General features: G+C 44.6%; 13 protein-coding genes. 12 read left to right on the top strand and 1 reads right to left on the bottom strand.

The features are described 5' to 3' along the window. Nucleotides 1–25: 25 nt before the first annotated feature. From UNH61_RS16690 to UNH61_RS16645, 10 genes are all read left to right on the top strand, one after another. A complete protein-coding gene (locus UNH61_RS16690; RefSeq protein ID WP_326993108.1) occupies nucleotides 26–1,213 on the top strand; it encodes a DUF4221 family protein in 1,188 nt (395 codons plus the stop codon). Between the two features lie 33 nt (nucleotides 1,214–1,246). Beyond that, nucleotides 1,247–1,714: a hypothetical protein gene (locus UNH61_RS16685; RefSeq protein WP_326993107.1), complete on the top strand. Its 468-nt coding sequence runs from the start codon at nucleotides 1,247–1,249 to the stop codon at nucleotides 1,712–1,714. A gap of 5 nt (nucleotides 1,715–1,719) precedes the next feature. Then, entirely contained in the window at nucleotides 1,720–4,011 is a 2,292-nt protein-coding gene (locus UNH61_RS16680) for a hypothetical protein (RefSeq protein ID WP_326993106.1), read from the top strand. A 62-nt stretch (nucleotides 4,012–4,073) separates the two neighbouring features. Then, nucleotides 4,074–5,660 carry a transglutaminase domain-containing protein gene (locus UNH61_RS16675; RefSeq protein ID WP_326993105.1) on the top strand — a complete coding sequence of 529 codons (1,587 nt, stop codon included), beginning with the start codon at nucleotides 4,074–4,076 and terminating at the stop codon, nucleotides 5,658–5,660. Between the two features lie 68 nt (nucleotides 5,661–5,728). After that, entirely contained in the window at nucleotides 5,729–8,458 is a 2,730-nt protein-coding gene (locus tag UNH61_RS16670; protein WP_326993104.1) for a TonB-dependent receptor, read from the top strand. A gap of 5 nt (nucleotides 8,459–8,463) precedes the next feature. After that, the gene (locus UNH61_RS16665; RefSeq protein ID WP_326993103.1) at nucleotides 8,464–9,246 is read left to right on the top strand and encodes a GLPGLI family protein; all 783 of its coding nucleotides are present in this window, start codon (nucleotides 8,464–8,466) and stop codon (nucleotides 9,244–9,246) included. Nucleotides 9,247–9,298: 52 nt separating this feature from the next. Beyond that, a complete protein-coding gene (locus UNH61_RS16660; RefSeq protein WP_326993102.1) occupies nucleotides 9,299–10,198 on the top strand; it encodes a hypothetical protein in 900 nt (299 codons plus the stop codon). Between the two features lie 168 nt (nucleotides 10,199–10,366). After that, nucleotides 10,367–12,037, top strand: a complete 1,671-nt coding sequence (locus tag UNH61_RS16655; protein ID WP_326993101.1) for a sodium/sugar symporter — start codon at nucleotides 10,367–10,369, stop codon at nucleotides 12,035–12,037. 26 nt (nucleotides 12,038–12,063) lie between these two features. Next, complete coding sequence (locus UNH61_RS16650; protein WP_326993100.1) at nucleotides 12,064–12,330, top strand: hypothetical protein; 267 nt, start codon at nucleotides 12,064–12,066, stop codon at nucleotides 12,328–12,330. 156 nt (nucleotides 12,331–12,486) lie between these two features. Further along, on the top strand, nucleotides 12,487–14,202 hold the full coding sequence (locus UNH61_RS16645) for an IlvD/Edd family dehydratase (protein WP_326993099.1): 1,716 nt from the start codon (nucleotides 12,487–12,489) through the stop codon (nucleotides 14,200–14,202). Nucleotides 14,203–14,211: 9 nt separating this feature from the next. On the opposite strand, the gene UNH61_RS16640 is transcribed toward UNH61_RS16645, so the two are convergent. Then, nucleotides 14,212–15,093 carry an AraC family transcriptional regulator gene (locus tag UNH61_RS16640; RefSeq protein ID WP_326993098.1) on the bottom strand — a complete coding sequence of 294 codons (882 nt, stop codon included), beginning with the start codon at nucleotides 15,091–15,093 and terminating at the stop codon, nucleotides 14,212–14,214. A 197-nt stretch (nucleotides 15,094–15,290) separates the two neighbouring features. On the opposite strand from UNH61_RS16640, the gene UNH61_RS16635 reads away from it, so the two are divergent. Then, the gene (locus UNH61_RS16635; protein ID WP_326993097.1) at nucleotides 15,291–16,046 is read left to right on the top strand and encodes an SDR family oxidoreductase; all 756 of its coding nucleotides are present in this window, start codon (nucleotides 15,291–15,293) and stop codon (nucleotides 16,044–16,046) included. A gap of 14 nt (nucleotides 16,047–16,060) precedes the next feature. Further along, nucleotides 16,061–16,828: an SDR family oxidoreductase gene (locus tag UNH61_RS16630; RefSeq protein ID WP_326993096.1), complete on the top strand. Its 768-nt coding sequence runs from the start codon at nucleotides 16,061–16,063 to the stop codon at nucleotides 16,826–16,828. Nucleotides 16,829–16,879 lie beyond the last annotated feature (51 nt).

The raw sequence follows: 16,879 nt of genomic DNA, 5'->3' as shown, positions 1-16,879 counted from the left end.
GACCCTCCCTTAAAAAAATGACATAATGGATAGAATTATTGCTGCCGCTATTCTGCTTGCTTTACTTGCTTCCTGTACACAAAAAAAGAATGTGGTGGAATTGCAAAATCAGATGAAAGGCAAAATGAAGGCAACTGCCAAGCTAATGAATACGGGAGAAAAGAAGTTCCCGTTAGACAGTATAAGCGCTCCCAGGATACGGTATGTCCAGATATTGGACGATGGAAATAACAACAAAAGCCTGACCTTTCTGAATACGTACGCCAACGCAATATATGTTTATGACTACAATACCTTGGGACTGAAGAAAATAGTTAAATTCAGCAAGAAGGATAAAGAAGGCATTAACGTACCATTAGGCTACTATATAAAGAATTTCGATTCTATTTACATCTACAATAAAACAAACAATGAACTGGCACTGATAAATGATTCAGGCAGGGTGGTGTCGCGGATTTCATTGATAAATAAACAATCATTTCACGATTTGTCCTGGATCTATCGATATCCTCAGTACTATCCGTCAACAACGGCCCCGGTAGTGGGGGCGGGCCAGCAATTGATTTTTCCGGGGCAATACATGCTTTCCCTTCCGGACAGCATAGCAGGCAGATTCAGATTTGAAGCACATGTTGATCTGAACAACGACAGTGTCAGGTTCTTCCGCCAGTATCCGCCGGCACTTTACGGGAACAATATTTTTTGGGAAAATGAAGGGCTGTTCACTAATGTTTATAGCGATGTAGCGCCTGATAATAAAATGATATACAGCTTCCCTGTTTCACATGATGTGTTTGTGGCAGATAACGATAAAGAAGGATATACCAGCATATATGGTGGCAGTAATGAAGCCGGCGCTATTACTTCTTTTGAAAAGAAGATGCCTTCGGAAGAATTACAGCTGCGGGTTTGCAAAACTGATTTGTACGCAGCGATCAGGTACGATCGTTACCGGAAAGTATATTATAGATTTCTCAGAAAGGCAATGCCTGAAGCTACCTATACCAGCGCTTTTAAAGATAAACCCTTGTCTGTTGTAATGTTTGATGAGCATTTTAAATACATGGGAGAAACTATTATTGGTACCTGCGATAACTTTAACTGGGAGAACGCTTTTGTTACGGAAGAAGGATTAAACATAGAGTATATAGATAAGAAAGATCTGTCGGAATCTCACCTGTATTTGAAAATTTTTAAACCAGCAAACCTTTGATGGAGTTTGAATATTAACGATAAAAAATGTCTTATGAAACGAGTTTATATAATAGCGATCATATCATTATTCTTCTTTAGTAACTGCGCCAATATAAAGAAATCAGACAGCGACACGGAAACGGCAACAATTTCGGCAGGCCTGAAGAAAGCCAGGTTCGGTACTCCCAAAACCTGGATGGTTATTCTGCCCGGGCTTGGGTGTAATGGGTGCATACAGGAGGGAGAAGCTTTTATGAGAGATTTCATTGATTCTACCGGTATATTTTTTATATTAACGAAAGTACAGTCTCTTAAAATCCTGCAACAGAAAATTGGGAAGTCTATCAGTGGACGTAGTAACGTTTTTGTTGATAATGACGGGATTTTTAATCTACCCACGAAGAACGTAATTTACCCATGTATTGTGCAGCTGAAAGATGGAGAAATTATTAAGCATCAGTTTCAATCGCCCGCTAATGGCCAGGCATTTGAATGGCTGAAAATACAATTAGAGCAATAAAGAGAATGATAAAATATCTGATATATCTGGTAGCTGGATTATTGTCAATTGCCTCCCGGTCCTTTTCACAGGTAACCCGGCCGGAGATGGATCAGCTGGCAAGTCAGCTCGATTCATTTACGCAGAGCAACCTCCGTACTTCGGTCTATCTGACCACCAGCAAAGATATATACGTTTCAGGGGAAGACCTCTGGTTCAATGCTTTTGTGTTGAATGCGGGAGACTTTACGCTTTCTGCACTCGACAATACCCTCTATTTACAATTGCAACGGCAAGGCAGCGATAGCGTTGTATGGCAGGAAATGTATCCGGTCAGCAACGGCCTGTCAGCCGGCCATGTATATCTGCCGGATACGCTGCCGAAAGGGCTTTATAACCTTAAAGCCTATACGGCGCATTCTTTTTTTGCTAATCAGCCCTATTACTATGCCGGCTGTCGTATAGAGGTGGTCAATGCTCCGCAGCAAATACGCGCGGATAAGCTGTCGCGGCAAAAGCAAGCTGCAACAGGGAAGGAGGACATCCAATTTAATGTATTCCCGGAAGGAGGTTACCTCGTGGCCGGACTCCGAAACAAGGTAGCCTTTAAGGCCGTCACCAGGGAAGGACGCCCGGCTGAAATAAAGGGTACATTACTGCAAGGGAATACGCCTGTACTTAGCTTCAAATCAGCTCATGCCGGAATGGGTAGCTTTTTGTTCACCCCGGAGAAAGACGCGGTATACCAGGTAAAGCTGGACGGCAACAGCGACAGCGTGTATACGCTTCCCGTGATCCAGCCTGAAGGAGTAGTGATGCAGCTCATCCGGAATGACGACGATAGCCTGGTTTTTAAAGTGCTTTCCCGGCATAATCCCAACAGGCATAAGTTCTTTCTGAGATTACAGGTCCGGGGAGCGGTACAGTCGATCGCAGCCGGCGCCTTCGGCGACAGCCTCGCTGTTGGTATACCTGTCCGCAATGCTCCGCTGGGCATCGCCGAAGCCACTCTTTTCGACGATCAGCTGCGGCCTTTGGCGGAACGATTGGTTTATCTGCATCCGGAACGGAAACTGAATGTCAGTTTGAGCCAGGTGAAGGAACAGTATGCACAAAAAGAAAGGGTTTCCGTGAAGATCAAAACAACTGACCCCGATGGTAATCCCGTGCCTGCTGCGTTGAGTGTACGGGTGTATGATGATCTATTCAACAATGAACGGAATTCCCGCAATATTGTAAGCTATTATTATCTCTCTACCCAACTACGTGGAAGCATATACGATCCGGCTTATTATTTCGATCCGTCGAATAAGGATCGCAAAGAAGCACTGGATTTGCTATTACTCACGCAGGGATGGCGTCGCTACACCTGGAATGTGGATGCATTAAGAGCCGAATCCCGGCAGCACCCCGTGTTGTCGGATACGCTGGATGCTCATGCCACAGCTATAAAGAAAGGCGGGAAAGAGAAACAGCCTTTGTCTCTCATGCTGTTCAATTATAATAAAAGTGTGACGCAATTAGCGATCGCAGATAACAATGGGGCGTTTCATGTAACGCCCGATCACCTGGCTATAGGCCCCCGGTTTTTTATCAGGTATTTTTCGGATAAAGACTATACTATACAGGTAGCAGATCCTTTCACTGCTATCAGGCAGGCAGAAGCCCAAGCCCGCCCGGTCGGTATTTTTCCGGAGAGGATTCCGGATAACAGGCCACCAGCGCCTGATACCGGCTTTTTGCAATACGGAAGAACATTAAAGGAGATCAACGTTGCTGCAAAAGGCCCCGGCTTTTCAGATCGCTATCTGGGATATCTGGATAGTATCGCTAAATATGAAGGTAATACCGACTACGTCTGCCGGTTGAATCCCAAAGGATATTTAAATTGCCCGTGGTGCAAGTCCGGGACAACGAAACCGGTTGAAGGCCAGGAATACCCGGTTTTCGTGGGCACACGCACAGTGGTATCACATGAAGTGGATGGTTGGTTTAAAGCCGAAGAAGTGAAACATGTTGTCTATCATTATCCTAAATATACAGAAGAGGAACTTTTAAAGAAGTTTAAAATGGTGGTAGAAAAAGGCTACTATCAAAGCCGCGAATTCTATGAACCCGATTATGACAAAGAAAACCCCGCTGTTGCTGATACCCGCAATACCTTATTTTGGAAACCCGTAGTCGTGACTGATAAGAATGGTGAGGCAACTATTCAGTTCTATAGCTCCGATATCCGCAGGCAATTTATTGGTATCATAGAAGGGGCCAGTGGCGAGGGATTGCTGGGGGTAGATAAGTTTAATTTCAAGGTCCGCTAGAATATGATCCGCTGTATAGCCTGCTTTCATCGATGTATATTTTAAATTTCAACAGGCAATAGATGAAGTGTATATTTCTTTATATATTGGCACTCGTTGTTTTGAATTCCTGCAGCCCCAGGGACAACACCACCGATCGTAAATTAGCAGCAGCGCTTGACTATGCAGGTATGAATGCTGTGGAGTTAAAGAAGGTGATCGGGCACTATTCCCAATCAGCGGGAGATTCACTGAAGCTGGCCGCTGCCCGCTTCCTGATTGAGAATATGCCGGGTAAGGGATATCAGAAGTATTCGTCTGTAACAGATTGTGGTATATTTAATCAGGAGTTGTTTGTGGGAGATACCATTGGCATCGATAGTATCAATGCGCTCAAACGGAAAATAGAAGATTCCCTTAATTGTGGTACGATCAGGTTTGATAACCCGGTTTTCCTGGCGGATAGCAGAACTATCAGTGCTAAGCAACTGATCGAGGATATTGAATACGCTTTCAGGGCATGGCAGATGCCCTGGGCCCGTTCCCTGACTTTCGAACAGTTCAAAGAGTACATTTTGCCGCACAGGGTGCAGAACGAACCGCTTCAGAACTGGAGGAAACACTTCTGGGAGAATAGCGGATGGATCTTCGAAAAGGCGGGGCATACGACCGACAGGATAAAGATTGCAGCGGTAGTGAATGATAGCCTGGGCCGATATTATCACTATATTCATGATGCTATCAATTATTTCCCCGGTACATTTACCGTCAGAGAACTGAGAGCAACACGCGGGGGCCGCTGTGAAGATCTGAATATGTTATTGGGCTACTGGCTGAGGGCCATCGGAATTCCTGTGGCTAACGAATTTACGTCGTATTGGGCCAACGGTAATTTTGGCGGCCATACCTGGCTAAGCGTCCTGGATACCACCGGAAAATTTGTTCCGATGAATGCGGTATATGACAGCCCGGTAAGAGATTCATTGCCCTTTAAAAGTGCACGCCTCGCAAAAGCTTATCGCTACACCTATAAAACAGATGGTAGCTCTTTTCCTAACGACGGCCGCAGTTTTCAGGTTTATTACGATATAACGCGGGAGTATTTACCGGTCATAGATTATGCTTTTAAAGTACCTGCATCCACACCCGATGAAATATTCCTCGGCGTACTGAATGGCAAATACTGGAAACCACTCCGGATGAAAGTGACAAAGAAAAACGATACGGTCATTTTTTCAAATATAGCTGCAGGAGCGCTCTATGCACCCATCATTGTGTTAGGAGGTAACGATAGTAAAACCCGGACTGTGGGAACTCCTTTCCTGGTAACTGAAAATAGCGGTGTGCAATATATCAATGAAAATAAACAGACGATTATCAATGTATCACTGGATATATCCCGGATGTCGGGAGGTTTGTACCACAAAAAATGCCAACTGGTTTATTGGGATAATATCGGGCAGTCCTGGATTCCCGTAGGACCGGTGCAAACGTTGATGGACGATCCGGCGAAGTTACAGAAGGAGAAAGTAAAGAAACTCTTTACTTTTTCAGGCATACCCGCTTATGGAATTTATCGTGTGATCAATACTGAGATCACGCAACATGATAAGTCGTACGGAAGGCCATTTCTTTATAACAGGGAAATGCAGGCCTATGCTGATTATTGAAAACATATTAATAAACATCTTTCTAACACATAATTGCCTAGACAGCCTGAATTTAAACTGATTGTTCAATGATGAATAAGATCCTGGGATTGGTACTGGTGACACTCTCGCTCTGTTATAACATAAACGCTCAGAATAGTACTATCCAAGGAAGGGTGGTCGACAGCAGCCTTAATTCACCCCTCCGTAACGCATCCGTAGTACTGTTACAAGCGAGGGACTCATTCATTGTCAAAAGTCGGCGTACTGATAAAGACGGTGCATTCGACTTTCGCCATCTTCCGGATACCGGCGCTTATATCCTCTTCTTTTCTTATCCCAAATATGCCAGCTATTCGCATCGCATAAACCTGCGGGACGCCAAAAATGGCCTAATAGACATGAATATGATAAGCCTTATCCAGAAAGGAAAACTATTGCACGAAGTAATCGTTAAATCCCAGGTAGCTGCTATAAAAATCAATGGTGATACAACGGAATACAAGGCCGATAGCTTTAAGGTACAGCCCAATGCCACTGTAGAAGAGCTGCTCAGGCAACTACCAGGCTTACAGGTAGATCAATTTGGAAACATCACGGCACAGGGACAAAAAGTAAAGAAGGTACTGGTAGACGGAGAAGAATTTTTCAGTGATGATCCCACACTGGTGACCCGGAACCTCAGAGCGGATATGATAGACAAAGTACAGGTCTACGATAAGAAATCAGACGCCGCTGCCTTTACAGGTATCGAAGACGGCGTGAAAGATAAAACTATTAACCTGAAGATCAAGGAAGACAAGAACCATGGCATTTTCGGGAAAGTGGATGCCGGCGTCGGAACAGATCAGCGGTACAATGCCCAGGGGATGATCAACTTCTTCAAAGGCAAAAGAAAAATGGCTGCTTATGCTACCACCAGCAACATTGGCAGAACCGGCCTGGGATCTGCCGACAAGGGCAAGATGGGAGACGATGATCAGGATAACGGGAATTACTCCGGCAAAGGATTGCCCCAGGTTAATTCCGGTGGATTACATTATGATAAGAAATGGAATGCTGATAAAGAATCCCTGAACGGCAACTATAAATTCAATATCATGAATGTGGAGGGTGATGAAACTACCAACTCTCAGAACAATTTACCTTCCGGCGTTATTTTAAGTAATTCCAACAGCAATTTTAAAAACAACAATACCCGCAACCAGGCGAATGCAAAGTATATCCATAAGTTTGATACTACTTCCACCTTCACGATTTATGCCGATGGATCTCTCAGTAATAGTAAAAACCTGCATAACAGTATTACAGAGAATAAACGGGGTGATTCCAGCCTGATATACAATAATCAGGCTTCCAGCTCCAATGATTACGACCTGAAAAGTTACAACCTGAACCTATCATGGGAGAAGAAGTTGAAGAAATATGGCAGAACGATTTCTTTCTACTTCAATAATAATTTCTCGAATGATGCGGCTAATGGAGAAAGTATTTCCAACAGTAGTTTTTATAAAACCTCGGGCAGTCAGGACAGTACCGCGTTATTACATTTACGTAAGAAGATGAAAGACGACTGGCGCACGCTGAACCTCAATGCCATCTATACAGAACCTCTTTCCGGCAAATTATCACTGCTGATAAATTATGCGTTGTACAATGAAAGTGCACACGACGATAAACGCTCTTATAACCTCGTGAACAGCCCCGGTGAGAAGGTAATAGACACGGCTTTCAGTACCAGGATGAATTCTTCTGTCTGGAGTAACCAGGGAGGGCTCGCATTGAATTATTCTTCGAAAAAGATGATCCTGAAAGTGGGTAATAATGTGAAGTTTGTTCAGATGACCAGTGATAATATCTACACGCTATTACATCTGAAAAAACAATTTGTTAACCTGAACCCTAATGCTAATTTCAACTACAAGTTCAGTAACTACGAAGGATTGAACTTTGGATATAACGGTAACAACGATAATCCGCAGCGTTGGCAGATGATTCCATTTAATTATAATAACAGCCAGTTGTCGGTGTTTGTACCCAATACAGATCTGAAAAGCAGCTTCACCCATAATTTTACTGGTAGTTATTACGCCACCAGGATAGTTTCGCAGCTTTACTTTGGCGGAAATGCCGGCTATACGCTTGTATCCAGCCCTCTCACACAGGCAGTAACCGTGGATCCTTCAGGCGCTTATGCCTATCGTTATATTAACATGAACGGGTATACGAATAGCTCCTATTACCTGAATACTTATTATTCAAGGAAAATACAGCAGCTCGACTTACAGGCAGGAGGGGGCCTGAGTCTGAATGGCGGGAAATCTTTCAGTCCTATTAATAATGCGGTGAACGAACTGAACTATAACACTTACACGCTTACCGTGGAGTTGTTTAAAAACAAACAGCGCCAATACAGTATGTACCTGGTTGGAACCGGAGCATATACGAAAAATAAGTCGTCGTTACAGCCCGATTCGCGTAACAGCTATTTCTCCTATACCGTCAACCCGTCTATAGACATTTACTTCCTGAAGAAATTTCAGCTGCATACCGATGCAAACTGTCTTTGGCAACAGAAAACACAAACGTTCAGCGACAATTTCAGCAGGGTACTCTGGAATGCCTGGATAGGGCGTAACTTCTTCAAAAAGGATCAGCTGACGGTGAAGCTCTCCTGCAATGATATCCTGAATCAGAATAACGGGTACGCCCGTACGGCAACTAACACATTTTTCTCTGAGAACAGGTACACTACCATCCGGCGTTTTTTCATGGTAGGGGCCACCTGGAATTTTTCAAAGTTTAACAGTATTAAGTAGAGAGAATGATGAAACGAATAGTTTTTATATTGATCACGCTGATGGGTAGTTGTGCTGCTTATGCGCAACAGGCAACGTTTATAAAAAGCGGCAGGATTACTTTTGAAAGGAAGATAAATACCTTCGCAACGATGCGGATATTTTTAGGTGAAACCAGAACAATGACGGAGGAGCAGTTAAATACTTTTATGCAGCAATACAGGAGCTCGTCGCCTCAATTCTGGGCGGATAGCTTTAACCTGTACTTCGATCCTATGCATAGCCTCTATGAGCCTGCGAATTCCAATATTGAGTACTCGAAAACATTTCCTGTTCCGGTAGCATATAAGAACAGCATATACAGCAATTTCGAAACAAATGAAGTGAATACAGAGAAGCAGGCTTTCGAGAAATCCTATTTTGTTAAAGATTCCACAAAAAAAATCCGCTGGAAGCTGACAGATGAAACCAGGGAAATTGCCGGGTATGAATGTCGTCGCGCTAATGCATTGTTCTTTGATTCTATTTATGTAGTAGCTTTTTATACAGACGAAATCCCAACCCAGGGCGGGCCGGAGTCGTTCAACGGGCTACCGGGTATGATACTGGGCGTGGCCATTCCTCATGAGCACATCACCATCTTCGCCCAAAGCGTTACAGGTATGGATACTGCTCCCGCGAAGTGGAAGATCCCGCTTCCCGGCAAGGGGGCTCCTGTCACCAATAAGGAGTTCAATGCCCTCACTGCAAAAATGCTGAAGCAGTTTGGGCTGACATCTCCCTGGGTACAGTTTTTCATGGATCTGTAGGGCGATGTCTTCAAATGTAGTTACATTTGAAAATTAAAAACAGGAAGAAGTTATGGAGATAGCAATCGCCGGAAACCAATTACTTATTAACGGAGCCGAAATACATTTCCCCGTTGATATTCAGCAGCTGAAAACATTGTTGGGAGAGGCCAGGTATGCCCAAAAGAAATATAACCACATTTATACCTGGGATCAAACCGGCCTGGTGGCCTTTTCTAAGAAAGGAAAAGTGGCAGAAAGCCTGGCACTTTTTATCAGGCCGCATGATCTTGATTATTCGCCGGCCTCGCTTTTTGCCCTGGAATTTAATATTAACGGAACTAACTATCCGGAGTACTATCAGCAGCACATTAAAACTATAAGGAAAGTTTCTAAATATGACGATAGCGGTACATTGGTTGCCGGTGATTTTGATGTATGGATAGATATTGAAGATAACGAAATCGCCAGTATCGTTATCAGCCATCATGAGCCGGAGCCCCCCAAAGTATATTCAGATAAATATCAATATCAAAAAATTAACGGAGCGAAGATTGAGTTCGCCGATTTCAATTTTAAACTGGCTGTCATACAGGAATTGATGTACGAAAAGAAGCTATTGAAACCGGAATTCGACCTTTACGATTTCGTAGAGAACTACCGGGAGCGGGAGATAGACGTGGAAAAAGAAGGATATGGCTTTATCCCGGAAGTGACCGCTTACTTTGAAGCATTGGAAATCGATGCGCAGTATGCTGATGAAATAACAGACATACAACAAGACGGTGGCAACGACATATACGGCCATGTTTTCCGTTTTTGGGACGGCGAAGATGATACATTTAACATAACAAATTTCGAGGATACCCGGCATTTCAAAAACCTGAAAACGATGACGCTCTTCTATGCGGATAACTTTGAAGAAATAAAGAGTCAGCTGGCTGAAAAAGGAATTACTGTAGATCCACTTTAACGGTCCATCAGTTGAAAGTGCCCAGGGGAGCGTAATGCCAGCATTCTAAATACCCCACTGTAAATATTGTATCATAATTGGCAAATGCAATGTTTTCCTTAGCTAAATGCTTGTAATAACTTAGTCGGCATAAAGAATTATACATAAAGTATTATTCCACGCTGAAAAATGGATACACTTTCGCAGTACGACTACGTTGTTTTTCTGATCTATTTTATTGTAGTATCGCTGTATGGCTGGTGGGTATACAAACGAAGAAGCCCGGCAGTCATCGGTGTAAACGATTATTTCCTCGCCGAAGGGTCTCTTACCTGGTGGGCCATCGGAGCTTCATTGATCGCTTCCAATATCTCTGCCGAACAGTTCATAGGCATGAGCGGATCAGGATTTAAGATTGGTCTGGCCATTGCCAGCTATGAATGGATGTCGGCCCTGACACTGATCATAGTCGCAGTTTTTTTTATTCCTGTCTACCTGAAAAATAAAATATATACAATGCCACAGTTCCTGCGTAGCAGGTATAATGAAACGGTGAGCATGATCATGGCAGTATTCTGGTTGTTATTGTATATAGTAGTAAATCTGACTTCTATTCTATACCTGGGAGCACTGGCTATTAATAGTATTTCCGGTATAAATCTGCATGCCTGTATGGGCGGGCTTGCAATATTTGCGGTAGTGATTGCCCTGGGCGGCATGAAAGTAATCGGATACACCGATGTAATGCAGGTGTTTTTTTTAGTACTGGGAGGACTTGCTACCACTTATCTGGCACTGAATCTCGTAGCTGAGCATTATGGCTCAGCAGGATTGTTACAAGGTTTTATAAAGATGAAAGAAAACGCCGGTGATCACTTTCATATGATCTTATCGAAAGGTCATCCCGGCTATGCTGATCTCCCCGGCCTGAGCGTGCTCATAGGCGGTTTATGGATTGCTAACCTCAACTACTGGGGATGTAATCAATATATCACCCAGCGTGCATTGGGCGCCGATTTGCCTACGGCCCGCAATGGAATTTTATTTGCCGCCTTTCTGAAATTGTTGATGCCATTGATTGTAGTGTTGCCTGGTATTGCCGCTTTTGTTTTGTATCAGGGCGCGGATTTTAAAACGCTGATGACAACAAACGGAGAAGTTAACCCCGATCGGGCATATCCGGTATTACTGAATATATTGCCCACCGGATTAAAAGGATTGTCATTCGCCGCGCTGACTGCTGCGGTGGTGGCTTCGCTGGCGGGAAAAATCAACAGTATCGCTACCATCTTTACCCTGGATATTTACAAAAAGGTGATAAGACCCGACGCCTCAGAACGTGAACTGGTATTTACGGGAAAGATGACAGTACTCGCCGGTACACTCATCGCGGTGATCATCGCTCCGCATATGGGCATCGACAAAAAAGGCGGTTTTCAATATATACAGGAGTATACAGGTTTCGTATCGCCCGGCATTTTTGCCATGTTTATATTAGGATTCTTCTGGAAAAAGACAACTGCCAAAGCTGCCCTGTTCGCTACTATTGGAGGGTTTATCCTGTCCGTATTGTTTAAGTTCCTGCCGGCATTTGCAAATCTTTCCTTTCTCTCCCGGGCAGGATTGGCGGTGATGAATGAGAAAGGTATCTGGGAAATTCCTTTCATGGACAGGATGGGTATTGTATTTATACTTTGCATAATAGTCATGTATTTTATCAGTATATATGGAAAGAAAGATGCGACACAGATAAAAAGTATGGACGTGGATAAGCGCATGTTCGTCGCTACTCCCGGATTCATTGCTGGTGCAATGATTATTTGCGGGATATTAATTGCATTATACTCGGTTTTCTGGTAGAAGTGTATCCATCAAATGTTCCCTTTATGAAAACAATTTTACTGTTTACTTGTTGGTGCGCAGCGCTATTCCTGCCACAGATAGTACGGGCGCAGAAAAATGCCGGTATTTTCTACACTACTATTTTTGCTAAAGAAAGGCCTTACAAACGCTTACAGGGCGTAGGTGTGGGGGCTTCCCGTTTTTTCCTGAAAGATGTAAATGGAGATGGTAAAGACGATGCGGTGGCTTATTTCAACAATGGCGACTGGTATGTAACATTATCTGATGGTACTTATTTTGGTATTTTATAGTGTACCAGCCGGGGTTTACCTGTTGGAGGTGGTGGATGGAAATAAAAAAGTAACACGCCGGTTAGTAAAGCAATGAGTAATGTAAATATTGTATAGGAAGAAGTAAATAATCACAAAAAGTAACCGGCTGCGTACGTTGCCGTAGTAATGATGATCATGGAACATTCAGTATTAAGAAGCAGCCGTTGGTTCGGGCGGCAGGGGAAGGATGGGTTTATTTACCGTGCCTGGATGAAGAATCAGGGCCGTCCGGCTCATCTTTTTCAAAACAGGCCCGTAATAGGCATCTGCAATACCTGGTCGGAATTAACGCCTTGTAATGGCCATTTCCGGGAATTGGCAGTTGCAGTAAAAAATGGTATTTATGAAGCAGGCGGCTTTCCGGTAGAATTCCCGGTAATGTCGCTGGGCGAAACGTTGATGAAGCCTACTGCCATGCTATATCGTAACCTGGTAAGTATGGACGTGGAAGAATCCATCCGGGCCAATCCGGTGGATGGCGTAGTGCTGTTGTGCGGTTGTGATAAAACCACACCGGCATTGGTAATGGGCGCCTGTAGTGTGGATCTGCCTGCAATCGTAGTATCGGGCGGACCTATGCTTACCGGCCGCCACAGAGGCGTGGAAATCGGCACCTCCGATATCTGGCGTTTCAGTGAGCTGCACAGGGCAGGAAGGATGTCGCAGGAAGAGCTCATGGCTGCTGAAGCCGGTATGTGTCGTAGTGCCGGGCATTGCGCGGTGATGGGAACGGCTTCCACAATGGCCGCCATGGTAGAGTCATTGGGCTTGTCGCTCCCCGGCAATGCAGCCATCCCCGCCGCAGATGCGGGAAGGAAAACACTGGCGCATCTTTCTGGTATGCATATCGTTGAAATGGTAAAAACACAGCGCACGTTATCTTCCATACTTACCAAACAGGCATTTGAAAATGCTATTATGGTTAATACAGCTATTGGCGGCTCTACGAATTTTATCATTCACCTGATGGCTATTGCCGGCCGTATTGGTGTAACGCTGTCGCTCGACGATTTCGAAAGAGTCAGCGCCGGTATCCCACTGATCGCGAATTTGCAGCCTTCCGGAAAATATTTTATGGAAGATCTGTATTATGCAGGCGGACTGCCGGCGGTGATGAAAGAGCTGGATCATTTGCTGAACAGGAATACTATGACTGTGAATGGATGTACAATTGCACAGAACTATCGGGAGGCAGCCTGTTACAACCGGGATGTGATAACAACCGTAAAAGAGCCGTTCAACGCGCTTTCCGGCATATTAGTATTGAAGGGTAACTTATGTAAAGATGGTGCGGTGATCAAGCCATCTGCTGCCAGTGACCGGCTTATGCAGCATACCGGCAAAGCGGTAGTATTTGAAAATATCGAAGATTACAAAGCCCGTATTGATGATCCTGCCCTGGAGGTAGATGAGAACAGTGTGCTGGTGCTGAAAAACGTAGGGCCCAAAGGATATCCCGGCATGCCGGAAGTGGGTAATATGGGCATTCCCCGGAAGCTGCTGGAAAAAGGGGTAACAGATATGGTGCGTATTTCTGATGGCAGGATGAGCGGAACCGGCTTTGGTACAGTAGTGCTGCATGTATCGCCCGAAGCCGCCATAGGCGGATTATTGGGATTAGTGAGAAACGGGGATCTGATTACGCTGGATGTAGCCGGAAGATCCCTGCATGTGCATTTGTCGGAAATAGAAATCGCTCAACGCAGGACGCGGCAGGAAGTCACACAACCGGCTAACGGAAGGGGATATACGTATTTGTATCAGCAACACGTGGAGCAAGCTCATTTGGGGGCCGATTTTGACTTTCTGAAAGGTATGTCGGGTAGTGAAGTGGCCCGCGATTCGCATTAGCACAGGCTGCTATTCCAGCAGGTCAGCTTCCCGGGGAGCATGGATATTGCGGTATTCAAAGGGCGTTTTACCGGTGATGGCCTTAAATTGCCGGTTGAAGTAAGAAATATTGCCATATCCGCATTCAAAGCAGATACTTGTAATCGGCAGGTCATTTTCCAGCAACAGCCGCATGCTGTGCGTGATGCGCACATGATTCACAAATTGAGAGAATGTTTTGTCGGTTCGCCGCTTAAAGTACCGGCAAAAGGCAGCTTCGTTCATGCATGCCAGTGAGGCGGCTTCCTTACTGCTGATTTCTTCCCGGAAATTATCCATTACATATTTAAAAACGCTTTCCAGCTTGCTGGCATCACTGCTGCCGGCAAATAACCTGGGAATAGTTTTGTTGATATAAGCGACCTCGCTTTTCTTCAGGCCGGATAACTGATGCAGCAGCTGCAACAATAAGAGGAGCGCGTGCATATCTTTGCAACCGGTGAGCTGATAGAAATAAGAGCGGATCAGATCATCTGTTTCCAGTTTCAGTCCATGTTCCGACCGCTGCAGTAATTCCCGGATCCTGGCCAGCTCCCCGGCCTGGAAAAAATCCTTGCCAAGAAAGTCTTCTTTAAAAAATAATACAATAGCATGTGCCGCCTGACCAGATGCTATAAAGGATTTCTCATTATAGAAGCAATGAGCAAAACCCGGCCCAAACAGAAATACTTCTCCTTCATTAAAGTTTAGTACCTTATTACCTGCATACAATTTCCCATAACTTTTGGCGATCAGTATCAGTTCGTAGGAATCATGGAAGTGAAAGGGAGAAGTAAAATGAGTCTGGTAGTACTCTTTCACGACAAAACTCATACCTTCTGCAGACGCCTGGTGTTGAAAGATGCTTTTCATATCACCAATTTAATTCTTTAATTACAGTCTTTTATAAAAAAGAATAAACAGATGTAAATATTGTATAGTAAATGGCAAATGAGGTATTTCAATCTTCTGTAAATGAAAACTAATTTAGTGATACAATAAGTAGCAATCCGGTCAACCATAATAAGAACATTCCGGGATCCATCCTGGTACACAATCAGTAAAATTATATGAATAAAAGATTTGATCAGCAAACTGCCGTCATCACAGGAGGCGCAGATGGCCTGGGAAAAGGCATTGCACAGAGAATTGCAGCAGAAGGTGGCCGCGTGGTGCTGCTGGATGTCAATGCTTCAATGCTGGAGCGTACGTTGCAGGAAATGAAACCACTATATCCGGATATATCGGGGCATGTAGTAGACGTTTCTGATGAAGCAGCCGTGCAAAAGGTGTTCAACGAAATAGCAGTATCCTGCGGCAAGGTGGAAATAGTAATCAACGCCGCTGGTATTGTAGGGCCCACCAACACCAGGATCACTGACTATCCGGTGGAAGCATATGACAAAATTTATGCGGTGAACCTGCGTGGCTCCTTCCTGGTAACCAAATATGCTGTGAGCCTCATGGAGCCACAGAACTATGGGCGCATCCTGCTTATCGCTTCTATCGCAGGTAAAGAAGGCAACCCTTTTATGGTGGGTTACTCGTCCATGAAAGCGGGCGTGATTGGCCTGGTAAAAGGCATCGGTAAGGAATATGCTGAAACAGGAATTACTGTAAACGGGCTGGCCCCGGCAGTTATTAAAACGGCGTTTAATGATAATACTGCGCCGGAACAGCTGGCCTATATGACCAGTAAGATCCCGATGAAAAGACTGGGAACTGTGGAAGAAGTAGCGGCTATAGCTACCTGGATCGTTTCACGCGAAGCGAGCTTCACTACAGGATTCATATTTGATCTCTCTGGAGGAAGGGCTACCTATTAGGCAAATACAACAAAATGACGAAAGCAACAGCAGATAAGAATGTAGTTATTTTAGGAGGATCATCCGGTATAGGCAGGGCTACTGCACTTCGGTTTGCAAAAGAAGGATGGCAGGTAATTATAGGCGCACCAGACGAATACGGGGTGCAGGAAGTACTACAACAATTGGAAGGCAGTGGACATGCAGGTTATCATGTGGATGTAAGATATGAAGATAATATCCGGGAGTTCTGCAATGCTGTGAAAAATCAATACGGAAGTATTCATACACTGGTAAACAGTGTTGGTATTTCGGAAGGAACCCCGGTCCTGGAAAGCGATTTTAAACAATGGAATAATTCCCTGGAAGTCATGTTATACGGCACGGTCAGGAGTTGCAGGGAACTCGCGCCGCTGATAGTAAACGGTGGCCGGATCGTGCATATTACTTCTATTCATTATGAGCGGGTAGCGGAAGGCAGTTCCGCTTACGGCATGGCGAAAGCTGCCATTACGCAGTTCACCAGGTCACTGGCAGTAGAACTGGCGCCGAGAAATATTCTGGCAAATGCCATTGCACCCGGATTTGTCAATACCCCTATGTCGGTAAAAGCAGATGGCAGAAATGAACTGGATACGGACTGGTTCAGAGATAATTATATCAAATACGGTCATTTACCACTAAAAAGATCCGGTGAACCAGGAGAAATAGCCGGGGTGGCTTATTTCCTCGCTGGCGCTGATGCAAGCTATATTACAGGATCTGTTATAACAGTAGACGGGGGATTAACTATTACCTTCTGAAAGCAACAGCGCGTAACTATCACACTGTCAATCACGCCTGGAGTGCCGGCA

The organism is Chitinophaga sp. 180180018-3 (genome assembly GCF_037893185.1).
Classification (GTDB): Bacteria; Bacteroidota; Bacteroidia; order Chitinophagales; family Chitinophagaceae; genus Chitinophaga.
The sequence above is the reverse complement of the archived record's forward strand: the minus strand, read 5'-3'. Positions and strand labels throughout refer to the sequence as shown.

Excerpts from the sequence above, each read along its gene's own strand:
- UNH61_RS16690 (WP_326993108.1), top strand. The coding sequence starts at position 26 with ATGGATAGAATTATTGCTGCCGCTATTCTGCTTGCTTTACTTGCTTCC.
- UNH61_RS16685 (WP_326993107.1), top strand. The coding sequence starts at position 1,247 with ATGAAACGAGTTTATATAATAGCGATCATATCATTATTCTTCTTTAGT.
- UNH61_RS16680 (WP_326993106.1), top strand. The coding sequence starts at position 1,720 with ATGATAAAATATCTGATATATCTGGTAGCTGGATTATTGTCAATTGCC.
- UNH61_RS16675 (WP_326993105.1), top strand. The coding sequence starts at position 4,074 with ATGAAGTGTATATTTCTTTATATATTGGCACTCGTTGTTTTGAATTCC.
- UNH61_RS16670 (WP_326993104.1), top strand. The coding sequence starts at position 5,729 with ATGATGAATAAGATCCTGGGATTGGTACTGGTGACACTCTCGCTCTGT.
- UNH61_RS16665 (WP_326993103.1), top strand. The coding sequence starts at position 8,464 with ATGATGAAACGAATAGTTTTTATATTGATCACGCTGATGGGTAGTTGT.
- UNH61_RS16660 (WP_326993102.1), top strand. The coding sequence starts at position 9,299 with ATGGAGATAGCAATCGCCGGAAACCAATTACTTATTAACGGAGCCGAA.
- UNH61_RS16655 (WP_326993101.1), top strand. The coding sequence starts at position 10,367 with ATGGATACACTTTCGCAGTACGACTACGTTGTTTTTCTGATCTATTTT.
- UNH61_RS16650 (WP_326993100.1), top strand. The coding sequence starts at position 12,064 with ATGAAAACAATTTTACTGTTTACTTGTTGGTGCGCAGCGCTATTCCTG.
- UNH61_RS16645 (WP_326993099.1), top strand. The coding sequence starts at position 12,487 with ATGGAACATTCAGTATTAAGAAGCAGCCGTTGGTTCGGGCGGCAGGGG.
- UNH61_RS16640 (WP_326993098.1), bottom strand. The coding sequence starts at position 15,093 with ATGAAAAGCATCTTTCAACACCAGGCGTCTGCAGAAGGTATGAGTTTT.
- UNH61_RS16635 (WP_326993097.1), top strand. The coding sequence starts at position 15,291 with ATGAATAAAAGATTTGATCAGCAAACTGCCGTCATCACAGGAGGCGCA.
- UNH61_RS16630 (WP_326993096.1), top strand. The coding sequence starts at position 16,061 with ATGACGAAAGCAACAGCAGATAAGAATGTAGTTATTTTAGGAGGATCA.